Source organism: Mycobacterium sp. (assembly GCF_052145595.1).
GTDB lineage: Bacteria > Actinomycetota > Actinomycetes > Mycobacteriales > Mycobacteriaceae > Mycobacterium.
Genome location: NZ_JBKQOI010000120.1, coordinates 13543 through 30052 on the forward strand (window position 1 = coordinate 13543; position 16510 = coordinate 30052).

Sequence of the window (16510 nt, forward strand, 5' to 3'; positions counted from 1 at the left end):
GACGTCGCTCAAACGCTGGCCGTGACGCCGAGCAACCCGGCAAGGTTGCCGCCCATGATCTTTTCGACCGTGGCCGCCGGCAGATCCGCGATGCGGTCGGCGAAACTCACTGGATCACCGACGCCTTCGGGGTGTGGGAAGTCCGATCCGAACAGCACGTGGTCATCGCCCATGATGTCGAGGATCTCGTGGATGTCGTCCTCGAGGAACGGGTGAATGTAGAGCTGGCGCTTGAAGACTTCCACCGGTTCTTCGAGGAAGGTCTGCGGCATCATGCCGTAGGCCTTCTTGAGCTGCGCTAGTAGTCCCTTTACCCAGCTGGAGCCGTTCTCCACGCAGATGACCTTGAGGTCGGGGAAGCGTGACAGCGCGCCGTGACAGATCAGAGCCGCCAGGGTGTCCTCGATGGCGCGATGGCCGATGACGATTTCGCGCAGGCCGCTGATGGCGAACGGCAGTTGCTCATCACCACCTTCCCAGGCCGCCAGATGATTCGCGTAACCGCTGTCCGAAGCGTGGAACGTGACCGGGACGCCCGCGGCGACCACTTCGGCCCAGAACGGATCGAACTCAGGAAGGCCCAGTGACCGCGACTTACCCGTGATTGAGGGCACCGCGGCCGGGCGCACCAGGAAGGTGCGGGCGCCGCGCTCGAGGCACCAGTGCAGTTCCTTAATGGCCTCTTCCACGATGGCCAGGGTGATTACCGGGGTCGCGAAGATGCGCCCTTTGTAGTCGAAGGTCCAGTGTTCGTGCATCCACTGGTTGAGCGCGTGAATGATCGCGTGGGTCAGGATTACGTCATCGGTGGTGCGTTCCTCGACCAGGCTGGCCAGGGTCGGGTACATGGCGGCCCCCGTGATGCCCTGTTCGTCCATCAATTCCAGGCGCGCTCCGGGCTCCTGGTAGGCGGGGATGACGTCCATGGCCTGGCCGACGAACTCGCGGAACGATTTGCCCTCGGGATTGAGCCCGAGGAAGTAGTCTTCGGCGCTGCCCGGCCGCGCGACACGCCCGAAGGTGGGGTTGGGGATCATCTCGCTGATCTTGTTGTTGAACATGATTTTTGTGCGGCCATCGACTTCGACGTAGTTGACCTTGCCCCGGTACTCCGTCGGGAGGTACTTCGTGAGTGCGTCGCGGGTTTCGTACATATGGTTGTCGGCGTCGTAGACCGGATAGCCGATATTCCGGGACATGAAGTAAAACCTCCTGGTCAACAACTGAGAGTAACTATTCTCTAAGACGAGAATAAGATATCACGACCTCAGGCGCGAAGATACCCGGATGACTGGCGGCGAGACCCGATCGTCTAACTAGTCCGGCATGGCTGGTGTTCAGCTGAAGGTACGACACTTCTTTCGTCGGCGGAAAGACGCATTCTCAATGCTATGCCTGCAGTGATACGTTGCGTCTGAGGGGGCCGATGGGTGTCGCCGCGGCGTGTTAGTAATCTGCGAGACGGCTTGAAAGGACTGGGCAATGGTCAATGCGAAGGACGCACGTGCATGGGCGCGCGAAAACCTGCGGGGGATCGGGGACTCGCTCATCACACCGTTCGCCGGTGAGGACGGCGACCACATCGATTGGGACGCTTATCGAGCACTGGTGCGCTACTGCGTCGGCGATCTCGGCCACGCGATGCTTTGGCTCACCAGTGGATGTGGTGAGTTCTGGTCGTTGAGCATTCCCGAGCGCAAGCGGTTGCTGGAGGTCGCGGTCGAGGAGGCCCGCGCCATTAACCCTGACGTCGTCATCCAAGCGTGCACCGCCGCGCTATCGGCGAAAGACTGTCTGGAATTGACCCAGCACGCCCAGGAATCGGGCGCCGACATCGTCTACATCCAGACGCCGATGATGGAAGTCCACGCGGGCGAGGGCGTGTTGCGGTTTTTCAAATACGTGGCTGATCGCAGCGATATCGCGCTGGGGATGTTCAACTCACCGTCGGGCGGCTATGTCCTGACTCCCGCCGAAAGTGCCCGCATCTACGACGAGATTCCCGCCGTGTGTGCCACCAAGGAGGGTGCGTTCCGTCCATTCTGCTCACGCGTTCTGCACGATCTCGCACCCGAACTGGTCATCTGGGAATGCGATGTGTCGGTGTACCGGGCGGGTTGGTTGCGCGAGGGCATCGTCGGCCCGGCGCAGTTGGGCACCGTCGGCTATCTGTTCGAGACACCGCAACGGCGCATCCTTACCGAGTACTGGGAACTAATCTGGAACGACAAATTGGTCGAGGCGATGGACTACGCCAAGACCACTGGCCTCGATCAGTTCGACGTCGACCGCGGCCCTTGGTGGACCTGCTATCCCGGGCGATCGGACTACTTCACGCACTGGGCGGCCGGGCACAAGTACGCAACCTCGCTACTCGGCTTGTCACCGGGGTCCTATCCCTACACCAGGCCCCCTCAGGCTGCCGAGATCCCGCAGCAGGCGAAGGACCAGATGAAAAGGGCATACGTGCGGCTCGGTCTGATCGAGGGCTGATCGTGTCGCGTCGGGCGTGACGGCGCCGCGGTGCTAGCTCGGCGCAAACGCGACGAACCGATCAGCGAATTCGCGCATCCGTGCGATCACTTCGACTCGGTCGTTGCCGACGGCGGAGACAATGACCCAGGTGACACCCAGCGCGGCAAGCCGGTTCAGCACTGCAGCCTGCTCATCGACCGACTTGCCGTCGATCATGGTCGCGGCCGAGAAGCAGATGTCTAGCGGCCGGGTGCGGCCGATCGTCCCCGCGTACTGACGAGCCCAGATGATCGCGGCCTCCAGTTCGTCGAGGTTCGCGATGCCGGCTGTCCGTGAGGCTGCTTCGTAGCCGGCGGTGTTGAACGGCGCCCATCCCTCGCACAGCGACACCGCGCGGCGCACAGCGGCCTTACTATTGCCGCCCATCCAGATTGGCGGCCGCGATCCGCGCGTGGGCAGGGGACGGAAGCGAACGCCTCGAGCGGAGAAGTCACTGCCCTCGTGGGCGATGTCGTCGCCTGTGTAGAGCCGGGACAAGATGGCGATCGCCTCCTCTAGCCGCTCACCGCGACTGTCGAAATCGATTCCCAGAGACCGAAACTCGGGCTTGAGGTAGCCCGCACCCATACCCAGGATGAGGCGCTCGCCCGATAGCACATCCAGACTCTGGATGGACTTCGCGCCCAGGAAGGGATTGCGGTAGGCGGCGACGTAGATGTTCGTGAGGAGTTGGATTGTTGAGGTGGATGCCGCAGCGAAGGACAGCGCCACAAACGGGTCCAAAGCATGGTGGCCGCCGTGGTCGAGCCATTTCGAATCGGGCGCCGGATGGTCGGTCACGTGGACAGCCCCGTAGCCGCAACTTTCCGCGGCTGTTGCGATCTCGGCGATCGCCTCGGCGGTGATGAATTCCGATACCGCGTCGACGCGCAAAGTTGGTAGCTCGAAGGAGAATTGGAGATCCACTACGGTGTCCTTTCGGTTTGCGGCAACATGCGATCGGCGGCGGATCAGATCCCGGCACTTCCGAAGTGATCTTCAGGCAGATAACGACCCGTGTGTAGCGGCGCGCACAGCGGCCAGCGAGACAACCACAACGCCGCCATTCCCAGTCCCGCCAACCCGGCCAACGCGGCCACCGCCAGCGCCAGACGCGGGTAAAACGGAGTTGGCCCCCACACCACATTGGCGGGCACGAGCACTAGCGAGGCCGCGACCGCCGCCAAGGCACGACGAGTGTTGACGCTAAGCCCGCGAGCCTGCAGATAGCCCGTCAACCAATCGAAGTGGTCGGGCCGTCGCCACCACCCCGACAGCCACTTCATCGATTGCGCCCTCGCTATCGAGATCCCCCGCTGCCGCACCGCGATGTGGCGCACCCTACCACTTGCTGTCCTAGCAACGAGAACAATCATTCTTATTTATAGCAAGCGTGCGTTTGCGTACTATGCAAAGATCCCTCATGCGCTGCCAACATCGTCGTTCGGAAAGCGTGGGGACCGAAAGGAGCAAAAGTGGCGGGCGTCGAGGCAGCGGTTTTGGAGTCGTCGGGCAACATGCGCGGCGCCGATTTCGATGTGGTGATCATCGGAGCGGGGTTCGCCGGACTCTATGCGTTGCATCGGTGCCGGGAACTCGGATTTCGCACCAGGGTTGTAGAGAAGGCCGACGCAGTCGGCGGGACGTGGCTGTTCAATCGCTATCCCGGTGCGCGCTGCGATATCGAGAGCATTGAGTATTCCTACAGCTTTTCCGACGAGATCCAGCGGGAATCGGTGTGGACCGAGAATATGCCTGCCCAGCCCGAGATCGAGGCTTATCTCAACTTCGTCGCAGACCGCCTCGATCTGCGCCGCGACATCCAGCTCAACACCCGGGTTGTGGCAATGCATTGGCACGAACCGCAGATGCGGTGGACTATTAGCACCGCCGCCGGCGAGTCGATCACCGCGTACTTCGTGATCGCGGCCTCGGGCATCTTGTCGGTGCCGCTCGAACCGGCCATTGAGGGAATGGATTCGTTTGAGGGCCTGACTTTGTACTCCAACAGGTGGCCGCGAGAGGAAGTCGACCTCACCGGCAAGCGTGTCGGCGCGATTGGCACCGGATCCACAGGCGTTCAGCTCATCCCGGTCGTCGCCAAGCAGGCCGAACACCTCACCGTGTTCCAGCGCTCGCCGGCTTACACCTTGCCGTGGATCATTCGCAAGCTCGAGGACGGCGAACTCGACGAGGTGAAGGGCCGCTACCCGGAGATCCGGGCGGCCCAGCGCGAGCATTTCGTGGGTGCGGCACGATTGAGCGCGTTCTCGTTCATGCTCGGCATGCTGTCGCGTCCGCCGCTGCTGGGGGCCTCGGATGAGGAGCGCCAGCGGGCGATCGACAGCGATGGAGTGATGGGTGCGCTCAACTGGAGCGATGTCTTTACCGACATGGAGGCCAACGCACAAGCAACCAAGCTCTACGGCCAGGCGGTCGCACGGATCGTGAAGGATCCCGAGACTGCCGCATCGCTGACTCCCAGCCATCCGTTCGGCTGTAAGCGGCCCATCATCGACGACGGCTATTACGAGACCTATAACCGGGACAACGTCATGCTGGTCGACCTGCGCAAGGGTGCGCTCAAGCGCGTCACGCCAACCGGCATCGAGACCGAGCAGGGCTCCTATGACCTTGACGTGATCATCTACGCCACTGGCTTCGACGCGATGACGGGCGCGCTGACCAGAATCGATATTCGGGGGCGCGATGGAACGTCGTTGCGTGAGCACTGGAAGGAGCAGGGCGCGGGCTCGTATCTGGGACTGGCGCTGGCGGGCTTCCCCAACCTTTTCGTCATTCAGGCGCCGGGCAGTCCGGCGCCGTCGGCCAATTATGTGACCGCGCTTGAGATGAACGTGGAGTGGATAACGAACTGCATGGCCTTCATGCGAGACAAGGGCCACCGCAGCATCGAGGCGGACCCCGCCGCGCAGCAGGAGTGGATGACGATGACCACCTCGATGGTCGAGGGCACAGTATTTGTCCACCCGTCTTGTAACTCCTGGTACAACGGCGGCAATGTCGCCGGCAAGAAGAAGATGTACATGGGCTACGTCGGCGGCCTGCCTGAATACCGTCGAATTTGTGATCAGTCCGCTTCGGATGGATACCGCGGTTTCGCGTTCAGCTAGGTGCCCAGGTCATGATCCCGCTCAGTCAAGCGATGCGCGATATCGGCATGGTCATGCCACGCTCGCTCATCGAGGTGCGCCAGTGTCCCGACTGGAATGCTCTGCGGATCAGTGGATTACGCCGGCTCGCCGAGGTCGCGATCGACGAGGCGGCACTTACCGGAATGACACTGGTGGGTCCGATGGGCGAGTTGGAGCGCCCAGCGCGGGACTATGAACGGGTGGCCACTGAACTGGTCGGCCTGGGCGTCGCCGGTGCGCATGTCGAACCGGCACCGCTGCGGCCGTTGGAAACGGTGTCGCGCCGGTTCGGTCGCGTCCGCTACGAGCGGATGAAGTATAGCCACTGCCCGACTTTGCCTTCCTCGCTCGAGTCGGAGGGCCTGGGCGGCCCGGCGATGGGGGTGGTGCACCTGTGCCGGCACACCGACGGGCCGCGGCCGTGGCTGGTGTGGGTGCACGGGACAGGGCAGGGAGGTCCGGTCGACCTGGTGGTTTCCCGCGCGTACCGGTTCTTCAGCAGGCTCGGATTCAACATCGCATTGCCGATTCAGCCGGGGCAGGGTGTTCGGCGCCGTGCATGGCCGTCGTACCCGGACGTGGACCCGATCAAGAACGTCGCCGGCATGTTGCGGACAATCTCGGAGGTCCGCTCCGTCATGCGCTGGGTGCAACCGCAGGCCACCAGTGTCGCGATTGCGGGCCTTTCTTTGGGGTCTGCCATCGCGGTGTTCGTGTCGCACCTGGAACCGCAGGTCGACGGGGTTGCGCTGTATGTGCCGATCCTGGGGCTCAATCAGATGATCGCCCAGCACCAACAGCGCTGGGGTGACGCGGGTGCCGAACTTGGTCGAGTGATGCAGTCCCCGGCAGTGTGCGCTTTGACCTCGGTCGTCGACCCGCTGGCCGTCGAACCCGGCCCACCACCGGACCGTCGGCTGATTGTGGGCGCGTGGCACGACAGGATGGCGCTGCGGATGCCTGCGGAGGCGCTCCACAAACGGTGGAAGGGAACCCTGTACTGGCATGACGGCGGCCACGTAGGTGTCATGTTCTCCCCACAGGTCACTGAGGTCACCGAGGAGTTCCTCGGCCATGTTCTGGCCGCCTGACCGGAATCGATTTTGCGCGAATGGATTTCAAGGATGAGGGTGCTGACATTGGCGCGTGGTGGGCCGGGGGGTCATCTCGGCCGACGGCGGCTCACGATGTGGATATCCGCGTTCTATATACTCGATAAGCTGTATTCTCATTGGGTGGTCCAACGCGGGTCGGCGCTGTATGACGATCAACGCCGGTGCTTTCGTGGGCGCCGCCTGGCTCGAGGAGTTATGCACGCCGATGACCGCAGAATCGCTGAGTGTCAACAGCGCTTGTGGGTGCTTCAGCGCGTCGCATTGTCGTGTTCCCATCCGAATAGCGGCGTTGAACACCGCTTTTGATACAGGAGAGCTCATGCACGAACACCGGATGCTTATCGACGGACAGCTTGTCGAGGCCCAGGACGGGAAGACCTTCCAGAACGTCAATCCGGCTACCGAAGAGGTGCTGGGGCACGTCACCGACGGTTCGCACGCCGATGCCCAACGGGCGGTGGCGGCGGCACGGCGAGCATTCGACGCAACCGACTGGGGCCGCGACCACGACGGCCGCAAGAAGTGCCTCCTGCAGCTGCAGCAGGCGCTCGAGGCGGAGCGTGAGGAGATGCGCGCGGAGCTGATCGCCGAGGTGGGCTGTCCGGTGCTGCTGACGTATGGCCCGCAACTGGACGCGCCCGTCAACGAGGCGGTCAAATGGCCCGCTGAACAGATCTCGGAGTTCCCGTGGAAACGATCGCTGGGCGACAAGGATCCGTTCGGCTGGGGCATGGTCGCGTCTCGCGAGGTGTGGAAGGAGCCGATCGGCGTCGTCGGGGTGATCGTTCCGTGGAATTTCCCCTTGGAGATCACGCTGAACAAACTGGGACCCGTTCTGGCGATGGGCAATACGTGTGTGATCAAGCCGGCGCCCGACACACCGTTTAACGCTGCCCGGCTGAGCAGGTTGATCGCCGAGGACACAGACATCCCGCCGGGTGTCGTCAACATCGTCACGTCGTCGGATCATTCGGTCGGTGAGGTGCTGACTAAGTCGCCCGACGTGGACATGGTGGCGTTCACGGGATCGACGGCGACGGGCCGCAGGATCATGGAAAGCGCGGCCAGCACGCTGAAGGCGACCTTCCTTGAGCTCGGTGGCAAGTCGGCCAATGTCGTCCTTGATGACGCCGACTTCGGATCGGCCGTCGGGTCGGCCGCGGCGGTGTGCACCCATGCCGGACAGGGCTGCGCGATCTCCACGCGGCTGCTGGTCCCGAGGTCGCGGTATCAGGAGGCCGTCGACATCGTCACGGAGGCGATGAAAAACGTCGGCTACGGGGACCCAAACGATCCCGCCAACCTGCAGGGCCCGCAGATCTCAAAGCGCCAGCAGGAGCGTGTGCTCGGCTATATCGAAAAGGGCCGCGCTGAGGGCGCCAAGCTGGTCGTCGGAGGAGGCGTGCCCAAGCACCTGCCCAAGGGCTTTTTCGTCGAGCCGACGCTTTTCGTCGATGTGGACAACAAGATGACGATCGCCCAGGAAGAAATCTTCGGGCCGGTGCTGGTCGTGATTCCCTTCGAGGACGACGACGATGCCGTCCGGATCGCCAACGAGTCCGCCTACGGTCTGTCGGGTCAGATCAGCTCGGGCGACATCAACAGGGCACGCGACGTGGCCAGCCGGATCCGCACTGGCACGTTGGGCCTTAACGGTGCCGTCTGGTATGGCGCGGATACTCCTTTCGGGGGCTACAAGCAGTCCGGCGTTGGCCGCCAATGTGGCATCGAGGGGCTGGAGATATTCACCCAGACCAAGTCGGTCGCGGTCCCGGCCGGAGGCTGAGGCAATGACTGTCCAGCGCCGAATAAATTGCGGAGGACACGATGTCTGACTTCGAGTTCGTGAAGTACGAAAGCCTCGATGAGGGCCGCATCGTGCGCGTCTCGCTCAACCGTCCCCAACAGCGCAACGCGCAAAGTCGCGGCATGCTTGTCGAACTCAACGAGGCGCTGCTTGGCGCCGAAGCCGATGACGAGGTCCGGGTAGTCATCCTGGCGGGGGAGGGGCCCATGTTCTCGTCCGGTCACGATATCGGCTCGGCGCAGGCGATGGCCGAGTACATGCCGGGACCCAAACAGCACCCCACCATGAAGATCAACGGGGGCACCCGCGAGGGTACCGAGAGTCGGATGTTGCAGGAGTGGCACTACTTCTTCCAGAACACCGTGCGCTGGCGCAATCTGCGCAAGATCACCATCGCGCAGGTACACGGTGACGTGTTCTCGGCGGGGCTGATGTTGATGTGGGCGTGCGATCTCATCGTCGGCAGCGAAGAGGTGCGGTTCGCCGATGTCGTCGGAACCCGGCTGGGTATGTGCGGAATGGAGTACTTCGGCCACCCGTGGGAGTTCGGCCCCCGCAGGACCAAGGAGCTCATGCTGATGGGCGATGCGATCGACATTCATGAGGCGCATCGGCTGGGGATGGTCAGCAAGGTGTTTCCGCGCGACGTGCTCGCCGAGCGGACGCTGGAGATGGCGCGTCGGATCGCTGCGGTCCCCACGGTGGCGGCATTGCTGATCAAGGAGTCGGTCAACCAGACCGTCGACAACATGGGCTTCTACAACTCGTTGCAGGCGTGCTTTTCGCTGCATCAGATGAACCACGCGCATTGGGCTGAGGTGCGCGACGACGGTGGTGCGGTGGCAGGCGAAGAGCACGGCGTGCCCAATTGGCGGCAAGCCCCGCCAATTGTCACGGCGGTCAAGGATCGGGTGTATCCCCCCGAATAGGCCGCCCTCTCAACGAAGTCCACTCTAGAAACCCACAACAGAAGGACAGTCAATGGCGAAACCAGTCATAGTAGGTGCCGCGCGTACCGCGATCGGCCGAGCGTTCAAAGGGTCGCTCGTCAACACGACGCCCGAGGAGTTGGCGACGACCATTTTGGAGGCCGTCGTCGAGCGGTCCGGCGTCGACTCCGAGTCGATCGACGACGTTATGTTCGCCGAATCGCATTACGGCGGAGGCGATCTCGCGCGCTACGCAGCGGCCAAGCTCGGTATGCACGGTGTGCCCGGCCAGGCGCTGAACCGGCACTGTGCGGGCAGTCTGACCGCCGTGGCAAACGCCGCCGCACAGGTCAATGCCGGAATGGATCGCACAGTGGTGGCTGGGGGAGTCCAGTCGCTGTCGATGACGCCTTTGATGAAGGTCCGCATCCCCGGGCCGGAGTCGGCTTTCGAGGACATGTGGATACCGCCGTCGCATCCTGAGACGCCGGATGCGCCGACGCGGGACATGGCCATCACCGTCGGATGGAACACGGCGAAGGCGGCCGGCATCAGCAGGCGCGATATGGACGAGTGGGCCTTGCGGTCACACCAGCGAGCCATCAAGGCGATCGACGACGGCGTCTTCGCCGACGAGATCGTGCCGCTGAAGGTGACCGGGGCTGATGGGTCGGTGACAAGCTTCACTGTCGACGAACATCCCCGCCGCGACACCACCATCGAACGCCTCGAATCGCTGCCGGTGCTGCACCCGGAGATTGAGGGTTTCTCGATCACGGCCGGCAACAGCGGTGGCACCAACGATGCGGCCGCGGCTCTGGTGGTCATCGGCGCGGACGTCGCATCGTCTGGCGGGCTCAAAGTGCTTGGGACGGTTCGTGCCTGGGCCGCGGCGGGTGTGGAGCCCAAAGATACTGGCCTTGGAGCGATCCGGGCGATCGGCAAAGTTCTGGACCGGGCCGGCCTGTCGGCATCTGATGTCGCGCTCTGGGAGATCAACGAGGCGTTCGCTTCGGTTCCGATCGCGGCGTGCCGGGAATTCGGCATCGACGAAGAATTGGTGAACATCTACGGGAGCGGATGCAGTCTGGGGCACCCGATTGCGGCCAGCGGCGCTCGGATGCTCACGACCCTGTTGTACGAGCTGAACCGCCGCGGTGGCGGAATCGCTGTGGCAGCCATGTGTGCGGGCGGCGGTCAGGGCGGCGCCGTCGTCGTTGAGGTCTGACGGCGCGCACGATGGCCCAAGGTCATGTGATGGAGGCGTGTGGTCGGGTAGACGTCGCCGAGCTCGATCGGCCGACTTTGACAATTGGCATTGAGATCCCGGTCCGACCCGACCAGCTGTTCGAGATCCTGGAGGACGCCCAGGCGTGGCCGAAGTGGCTGACCGCGATAACCAAGGTCACGTGGACAAGCCCCGACCCGAAGGGGATCGGCACTACCCGAACGGTCGAGATCGGAGCCGCGTTCACTGCCGACGAGGAGTTTATCGCTTGGGAGACCAATCGGCGGATGGCGTTTCGGTTCGCTGGCTGTTCGCGGCCGATATTCCGCATCTTCGCGGAGGACTATCGAATCGCGCCGACCGACAACGGATGCCGGCTGACGTGGTCGGTGCTGAGTCGGCCTCGCGGGATACCAGAGCCATTGCTCAAGTTGATGGGACCCCTGTTGGGGCTGAGTTTGCGACGCAACCTGGCACGCTTACGCGGCTACGCCACGGCACGCTACGGCAACGCCTAGCCAGCGGTCACGGTCGTCGGCGAGCGTGGTCCTGCAGGATTTCCGCCATCGGGGCTCGGGTGAGCTCCTCGAGGTCGAGCAACATCGATCCACACAGCTTCACCAGGCCACACAGCACGTTTCGGTCATGTGCTGGTCTGTCACCGCGGTCTTCGAGTAAGTTCAGCACCTGCTCGATGTCGTCGCAGCTGTCGATCCAGGCACGCATGACATCGACGGCGCCCCCGTACGCGTCGGCTGGGTCCACGCCGATTAGCCGATGCGCCGAGGGGCGAGAATGACCGATTCCGGAACCACCGAGGGATTGTCGCGGGCGGCGGCCACCAGCGATGCCAATGTGTTCGCGACGTCGGCGACCGCTGACATACGCGCGGGGATCTGGCCGTGCTCCTTCCAGGCACAGTACAGTTCTGCCAGCAGGTCGCGATCGGCTCCGCGCAAGATCTCGGTGTCCTCCGTGGGCCCAATGGCAACCCTGATCAGCGCGAGTTCGGGATGCTCGCCTCGCCATGATCGAAGGACTTCGTCGAGTGCCGCCTTGCTGGCGTTGTATGCCGCCACTCCGGCCCTGGGACGCCCGACGTCGTGACTGGAGGCCACGAGGATCACCGAGGATCGCGACAGGTGGGGCAGGGCGGCGCGCAGCAAGTGCGATGCGCCAGCGGCGTTGACGGAGAATGCGTGCACCCAGGTAGCGATGTCGGTTTCGTGAACATGGGCGAACGGCAGGAAAGCCGCACTGAACACGACGGCATCGAGACCACCCAGAGCTGCGCTCGCCGACTCCACGGTCGCCTCGATTGCGCGGGGCTGGGAGACATCCAGCTCGTAGGCGAAGCCGTGCAGGCTGTCGGCCAAGGGCGTCAATCGGTCGATACGGCGCGCCGCCAGGGCGACGCAGGCGCCGCGGGCGCGAGCGGTGATCGCGAATGCCTCGCCGATGCCCGATGACGCGCCGACAACGAGTATCTTCATTCCGGCGAGGTCCCGGTAGCCGGCGGCCTCCCCGGGGGCTTCGAGCCGATCTGCTCCTCGTTGGTTGTCGCTCACGGCCGCGCGGTCCTTTCCGGCAATTGTGAGAGGAGTCGCATTCGATGATGAGAATCAAGATTATCACAAGCTGGGCGATAGCCGCCCTGTCGCTGCCGGGGCTCGTGGCCGGCATCAGTCAAGACCTCGAAAGTACACTCCCGGGGTCTGGCGGCATTAGACAGTAATGGACATAAGTCACTCATTGACGTTACGGTGAAATCGCAGTACCCGGAGGTCGTTGGGGTCCGGACCATAGCGGAGGATTGTTGTGAACTTGTCGTTATTACTCGACATGGCGGTTGATGGCTTCGGCGACCGGCCCGTGTTGGGCCGCAAGGGCGAAACATACACGGCCGCAGATGTTTCTGCGCTCTGTGACGTGGCAGCTGCGACACTGAAGGCCCGGGGCGCCACGGCGTTGGTGTATCTGGACGTCAACGCGCCGTGCTTCACCATCGCATTGTTCGCCGCGGCCCGCGCCGGAATTCCGCTGGTGCCGTTGAATTATCGACAGAGCAGTGACCAACTCATTGCGCTGCTGTCCAGGCATCCGGGTGCGCTCGTCATAACCTCAGTGCAGTTCGCGCACCCCTGTGCTGCTGTCGGGCTGGCGACTGTGACGCGCGAGGCCTGGCTTGCCGAGCTGGCCGGAAACCCCGTCGAGTCGTCGGACATCGCTGCGGAGGGCACTGCCGCTCCGGCCGCGATCATCTACACCAGCGGCACCACGTCAGAGCCCAAGGGTGTGGTAGTGCGCCACGAGAATCTGACCAGCTATGTGCTGGGCTCGGTTGAATTCGCCGGGGCCGACGAGGTCGAAGCCGCCCTGGTAAGCGTTCCCCCTTACCACATCGCGGGCGTCGCCAACGCCGTGACCAACCTCTACGCGGGCCGGCGAGCGGTTGTTCTCGAGCGGTTCAGCGGCGAGCAGTGGGTCGATGTGGTTCGCGCCGAGGCCATCACCCACGCGCTGGTGGTGCCTACCATGCTCGCGCACATCATGAGTGCAGAGGGCGATCGCAGCGTGCCATCGCTGCGCGCGTTGTCCTACGGTGGCGCGGCGATGCCCAGGCGCGTGATCGAACAAGCGCTCTGCGAGTGGCCGCATGTCGGTTTCGTCAACGCCTATGGCTTGACCGAAACGAGCTCGACCATTGCGGTCCTGGGTCCCGATGAGCACCGCGCCGCGATCGGGTCCTCGGATGCGCGCGTTCGGGACCGGCTCGGCTCCGCTGGGCAGGTCCTTCCCACGGTCGAGGTCGAGATCCGCGGCGCGGATGGCACGGTGCTGGCGCCCGGCGCGGTCGGCCGCATCTGGGTCCGCGGCGAACAGGTGTCCGGTGAGTATGCCGGCATGGGTTCGGTTCTTGACGCGGAGGGCTTCTTCGACACCAGGGATGAGGGTTATTTGGACTCGGACGGATTCCTCTTTGTCGGGGGAAGGGCCGACGACACGATCATCCGAGGCGGAGAGAACATCGCTCCCGCCGAGATCGAGGCCGTCATCCTCGCCCACCATGCGGTCACCGACGCCGTCGTCGTCGGTGTGTCAGACGCAGAGTGGGGACAGCGATTGGAAGCCGTGATTGTCGTGGCTCCAGAAAAGTCGGTCGACCCCGAAGAGATTCGCGAGTTCGTCAGGGCTCGGCTGCGCAGCTCGAAAACGCCTGAGCGCGTTGTCATCTGGGATGAACTGCCGCGCACCGAGACCGGGAAATTGGTGCGACGCAATGTGCTCGCACGTTTGACGCCCCAGCCCACCTAATTCGCGGGCGATCTCTGGAACGGCCGACTGCAGGGCCTTGACCGAGCTGACCGAAGGGACACACGTGCGGACAACGACGCTGGAAGGCCATGTCGCTCTCGTCACCGGAGCCGGTCGGGGCATCGGTCGCGCACACGCACTGCTGATGGCCGAACGTGGCGCGCGGGTGGTCGTCTCCGACATCGGCGTGGGTCTCGACGGCATCGGACGTGACTCCTCGGTGGCCGAGGGCGTCGCCGACGAGATTGTTCAAGCGGGCGGACACGCGGTTGCCGACACGAATGACATTTCCTCTTTTGAAGGCGCCGCGGCGGCCGTGCAAACTGCTGTGCGCGCCTTCGGCAAGGTTGACATCGTCGTCAACAATGCGGGCCTCGCCGGAGGTTCGGCAATCGCCGACATCTCCGAAGAACAGCTGGGGCGGGCGTTGGCATTACATCTATACGGTCCGATAGGTACCGCCAAGGCTGCATGGCCGATGATGAGATCCCAAGGCTGGGGCCGGATCATCAACACCGTTTCCGAAGAGGCGTTTCCCGTCAGCGCCGACGAGGATCGCGGCGGACTCGGATTGATCTACGGACCGGCGAAGGCGGCTATCTGGTCGGCCACAAGGGGTTTGGCCGCCGAAGGCCGAACCTGTGGTGTCACCGTCAACGCGATCTCACCGGGCGCATTCACCCGGATGAACGCCGAGCTGTTCGAGAATGCGCCGACAGATCTTGACCTAGATCCGGTTCACGTCGCCCGTGTGGCGGCGTGGCTTGCGTCTGACGACGCGTCCGACGTCACCGGCAGGGTCGTCCATGTCGCGGGCATTCACCGCCGGGAATACCTGATGCGCCGGCACGCCGACACCGATTTGATCAGGCGGATCAATGCGGCGCTCGCCGAATGACCATCCGATCGCGCCGGAATTTACGCGATGGGGGAGTAGCCCGTGGGGACGTCCTCGAAGATGGAGAACTTGGCCTCCAGATACTCGCCCAGGCCTTCGCGGCCACCCTCGCGCCCCAGCCCCGATTGTTTGAATCCGCCGAAGCTCACCCCGAAATCGGTACGGCAGGCGTTGTGGCCAACGGTGCCGGCGCGCAGCCGGCGCCCCACCGACCTGGCCCGGTCGACGTCGGGGGTGTATACCGATGCGTTGAGGCCGAAGACGGTGTCGTTGGCCAGTGCGATCGCGTGGTCTTCGCTGTCGGCGGGAATCACCACCAGCACCGGTCCGAAGATCTCCTCCTGCGCGATCGTCGAGCGGTTGTCTACGTCGGCGAAAAGCGTTGGCTCGATGTAGAACCCGCGATCGAGGTGTTTGGGCCGACCACCGCCGGTGACCAGGCGCTGCCCCTCGGCGATGCCTTTGGCGATGTAGCCCTCGACGCGGGCACGTTGCCGCGCACCGGCAAGGGGACCCATCTGGCTGTCCGCGGCGTATGGGTCGCCGACCTTGACTGCGGCGAAGCCGCTGGCGATCGCGTCGACGAGTTCGTCGTGGCGCTCCCTGCCGACGATGACGCGGGTCAGCGACGAGCACACCTGACCGGTGAGGAAGATCTCGTCGCCGACCAACTGGGCTGCGGCGGCGGCGAGATCCATGTCATCGAGGATGACGGCCGCCGACTTGCCGCCGAGTTCGAGCGTGCATCGAGCCACCCGCTCCGCACAGATGCCTGCGATGCGCTTACCCGTTGCCGAGGATCCGGTGAACGCGATCTTGTCGACGCGGGGATCGCGGACCAACAGCTCGGACACGGCGCGTTCGGCAGTCAGGATGTTGAGCACACCAGACGGCAGCCCTGCCGCTTGGGCGGCCTCGGCCAGCAGGTAGCCCTCACCTGGCGCTTCGGAAGCCATCTTCAGCACGATCGTGCAGCCAGCGATCAGCGCCGGTGCGATCTTCGAAGTCGAAAGGAAGAGCGGACCGTTCCACGGCACGATCGCCCCTACCACGCCCACAGGCTCGCGCGTGAGGAGTCCGAACGCGCCACCTGCGGTCGGCATGGCCGGTTCTTCGAAGGCATAGGTATCGGCCATGCCGGCGTAGAACCGGAGTCGGTTTGCGGCATCGGGAGCATCGTTGACGGCGTAAGCCATGATCATCCCGGATTCGCGGGGGAAGATCTGCAGATTGGCCTCATTGCGGGCCTCGAGCGCGTCGGCGAACGCGCACATGTACTCAGCGCGCTGTGCATGCGTCATACGAGGCCACGGGCCGTTGTCGAACGCGTCTCGCGCTGCGCTGACCGCCCTATCGATGTCCGCCGCCTGCGCCTCGGCCACTCGGAAGTAGACGTTCTCGGTGTGCGAGTCGATAACGTCGATCATCGCGTCGGACGACGGCTGCACCCAATCACCATCGATGTACAGGCGATCCGTGTTGCTTACAGGCGCCGTAGGAAGGTCCGTCGAAGTCAATCTAACCTCCGTGTGTTCGCGAGCCGATCGAT

General features: G+C 63.8%; 15 protein-coding genes. 9 read left to right on the plus strand and 6 right to left on the minus strand.

Going from position 1 to position 16510, the window contains the following annotated elements:
* Positions 1–8: 8 nt before the first annotated feature.
* Entirely contained in the window at positions 9–1199 is a 1191-nt protein-coding gene (locus tag ACLP4W_RS10560) for an amidohydrolase family protein (protein WP_442386100.1), read from the minus strand.
* 283 nt (positions 1200–1482) lie between these two features.
* On the opposite strand from ACLP4W_RS10560, the gene ACLP4W_RS10565 reads away from it, so the two are divergent.
* The gene (locus tag ACLP4W_RS10565) at positions 1483–2493 is read left to right on the plus strand and encodes a dihydrodipicolinate synthase family protein (RefSeq protein ID WP_442386079.1); all 1011 of its coding nucleotides are present in this window, start codon (positions 1483–1485) and stop codon (positions 2491–2493) included.
* A 33-nt stretch (positions 2494–2526) separates the two neighbouring features.
* Here the strand turns inward: ACLP4W_RS10565 and ACLP4W_RS10570 are convergent, their stop codons facing one another.
* The gene (locus tag ACLP4W_RS10570) at positions 2527–3441 is read right to left on the minus strand and encodes a TIGR03619 family F420-dependent LLM class oxidoreductase (protein WP_442386080.1); all 915 of its coding nucleotides are present in this window, start codon (positions 3439–3441) and stop codon (positions 2527–2529) included.
* A 44-nt stretch (positions 3442–3485) separates the two neighbouring features.
* Entirely contained in the window at positions 3486–3800 is a 315-nt protein-coding gene (locus ACLP4W_RS10575; protein WP_442386081.1) for a hypothetical protein, read from the minus strand.
* A 231-nt stretch (positions 3801–4031) separates the two neighbouring features.
* Between ACLP4W_RS10575 and ACLP4W_RS10580 the strand changes: the two genes are divergently transcribed.
* From ACLP4W_RS10580 to ACLP4W_RS10605, 6 genes are all read left to right on the plus strand, one after another.
* Entirely contained in the window at positions 4032–5648 is a 1617-nt protein-coding gene (locus ACLP4W_RS10580; protein ID WP_442386101.1) for a flavin-containing monooxygenase, read from the plus strand.
* An 11-nt stretch (positions 5649–5659) separates the two neighbouring features.
* Entirely contained in the window at positions 5660–6760 is a 1101-nt protein-coding gene (locus tag ACLP4W_RS10585; RefSeq protein WP_442386082.1) for an alpha/beta hydrolase, read from the plus strand.
* A 343-nt stretch (positions 6761–7103) separates the two neighbouring features.
* Complete coding sequence (locus ACLP4W_RS10590) at positions 7104–8570, plus strand: aldehyde dehydrogenase family protein (RefSeq protein WP_442386083.1); 1467 nt, start codon at positions 7104–7106, stop codon at positions 8568–8570.
* Between the two features lie 41 nt (positions 8571–8611).
* The gene (locus tag ACLP4W_RS10595; protein WP_442386084.1) at positions 8612–9520 is read left to right on the plus strand and encodes an enoyl-CoA hydratase; all 909 of its coding nucleotides are present in this window, start codon (positions 8612–8614) and stop codon (positions 9518–9520) included.
* 52 nt (positions 9521–9572) lie between these two features.
* Entirely contained in the window at positions 9573–10748 is a 1176-nt protein-coding gene (locus tag ACLP4W_RS10600; protein WP_442386085.1) for a thiolase family protein, read from the plus strand.
* An 11-nt stretch (positions 10749–10759) separates the two neighbouring features.
* Entirely contained in the window at positions 10760–11266 is a 507-nt protein-coding gene (locus tag ACLP4W_RS10605) for an SRPBCC family protein (protein ID WP_442386086.1), read from the plus strand.
* Between the two features lie 7 nt (positions 11267–11273).
* Here ACLP4W_RS10605 and ACLP4W_RS10610 read toward each other — a convergent pair whose 3' ends face one another.
* Positions 11274–11513, minus strand: a complete 240-nt coding sequence (locus tag ACLP4W_RS10610; RefSeq protein ID WP_442386087.1) for a hypothetical protein — start codon at positions 11511–11513, stop codon at positions 11274–11276.
* A gap of 5 nt (positions 11514–11518) precedes the next feature.
* Positions 11519–12241 carry an SDR family oxidoreductase gene (locus tag ACLP4W_RS10615; protein WP_442386102.1) on the minus strand — a complete coding sequence of 241 codons (723 nt, stop codon included), beginning with the start codon at positions 12239–12241 and terminating at the stop codon, positions 11519–11521.
* A 325-nt stretch (positions 12242–12566) separates the two neighbouring features.
* Here ACLP4W_RS10615 and ACLP4W_RS10620 point away from each other — a divergent pair, with 325 nt between their 5' ends.
* Complete coding sequence (locus tag ACLP4W_RS10620; protein ID WP_442386088.1) at positions 12567–14063, plus strand: class I adenylate-forming enzyme family protein; 1497 nt, start codon at positions 12567–12569, stop codon at positions 14061–14063.
* Positions 14064–14100: 37 nt separating this feature from the next.
* On the plus strand, positions 14101–14961 hold the full coding sequence (locus tag ACLP4W_RS10625; protein ID WP_442386089.1) for an SDR family oxidoreductase: 861 nt from the start codon (positions 14101–14103) through the stop codon (positions 14959–14961).
* 20 nt (positions 14962–14981) lie between these two features.
* Here ACLP4W_RS10625 and ACLP4W_RS10630 read toward each other — a convergent pair whose 3' ends face one another.
* Positions 14982–16409 (minus strand): aldehyde dehydrogenase, encoded by a 1428-nt coding sequence (locus ACLP4W_RS10630; RefSeq protein ID WP_442386090.1) that lies wholly within the window; start codon positions 16407–16409, stop codon positions 14982–14984.
* Positions 16410–16510: the final 101 nt, after the last annotated feature.

Bases quoted from the DNA above. Each gene is read 5' to 3' on its own strand.
- ACLP4W_RS10560 (WP_442386100.1), bottom strand. From the start codon at position 1,199: ATGTCCCGGAATATCGGCTATCCGGTCTACGACGCCGACAACCATATG.
- ACLP4W_RS10565 (WP_442386079.1), top strand. From the start codon at position 1,483: ATGGTCAATGCGAAGGACGCACGTGCATGGGCGCGCGAAAACCTGCGG.
- ACLP4W_RS10575 (WP_442386081.1), bottom strand. From the start codon at position 3,800: ATGAAGTGGCTGTCGGGGTGGTGGCGACGGCCCGACCACTTCGATTGG.
- ACLP4W_RS10580 (WP_442386101.1), top strand. From the start codon at position 4,032: ATGCGCGGCGCCGATTTCGATGTGGTGATCATCGGAGCGGGGTTCGCC.
- ACLP4W_RS10585 (WP_442386082.1), top strand. From the start codon at position 5,660: ATGATCCCGCTCAGTCAAGCGATGCGCGATATCGGCATGGTCATGCCA.
- ACLP4W_RS10590 (WP_442386083.1), top strand. From the start codon at position 7,104: ATGCACGAACACCGGATGCTTATCGACGGACAGCTTGTCGAGGCCCAG.
- ACLP4W_RS10595 (WP_442386084.1), top strand. From the start codon at position 8,612: ATGTCTGACTTCGAGTTCGTGAAGTACGAAAGCCTCGATGAGGGCCGC.
- ACLP4W_RS10600 (WP_442386085.1), top strand. From the start codon at position 9,573: ATGGCGAAACCAGTCATAGTAGGTGCCGCGCGTACCGCGATCGGCCGA.
- ACLP4W_RS10605 (WP_442386086.1), top strand. From the start codon at position 10,760: ATGGCCCAAGGTCATGTGATGGAGGCGTGTGGTCGGGTAGACGTCGCC.
- ACLP4W_RS10615 (WP_442386102.1), bottom strand. From the start codon at position 12,241: ATGAAGATACTCGTTGTCGGCGCGTCATCGGGCATCGGCGAGGCATTC.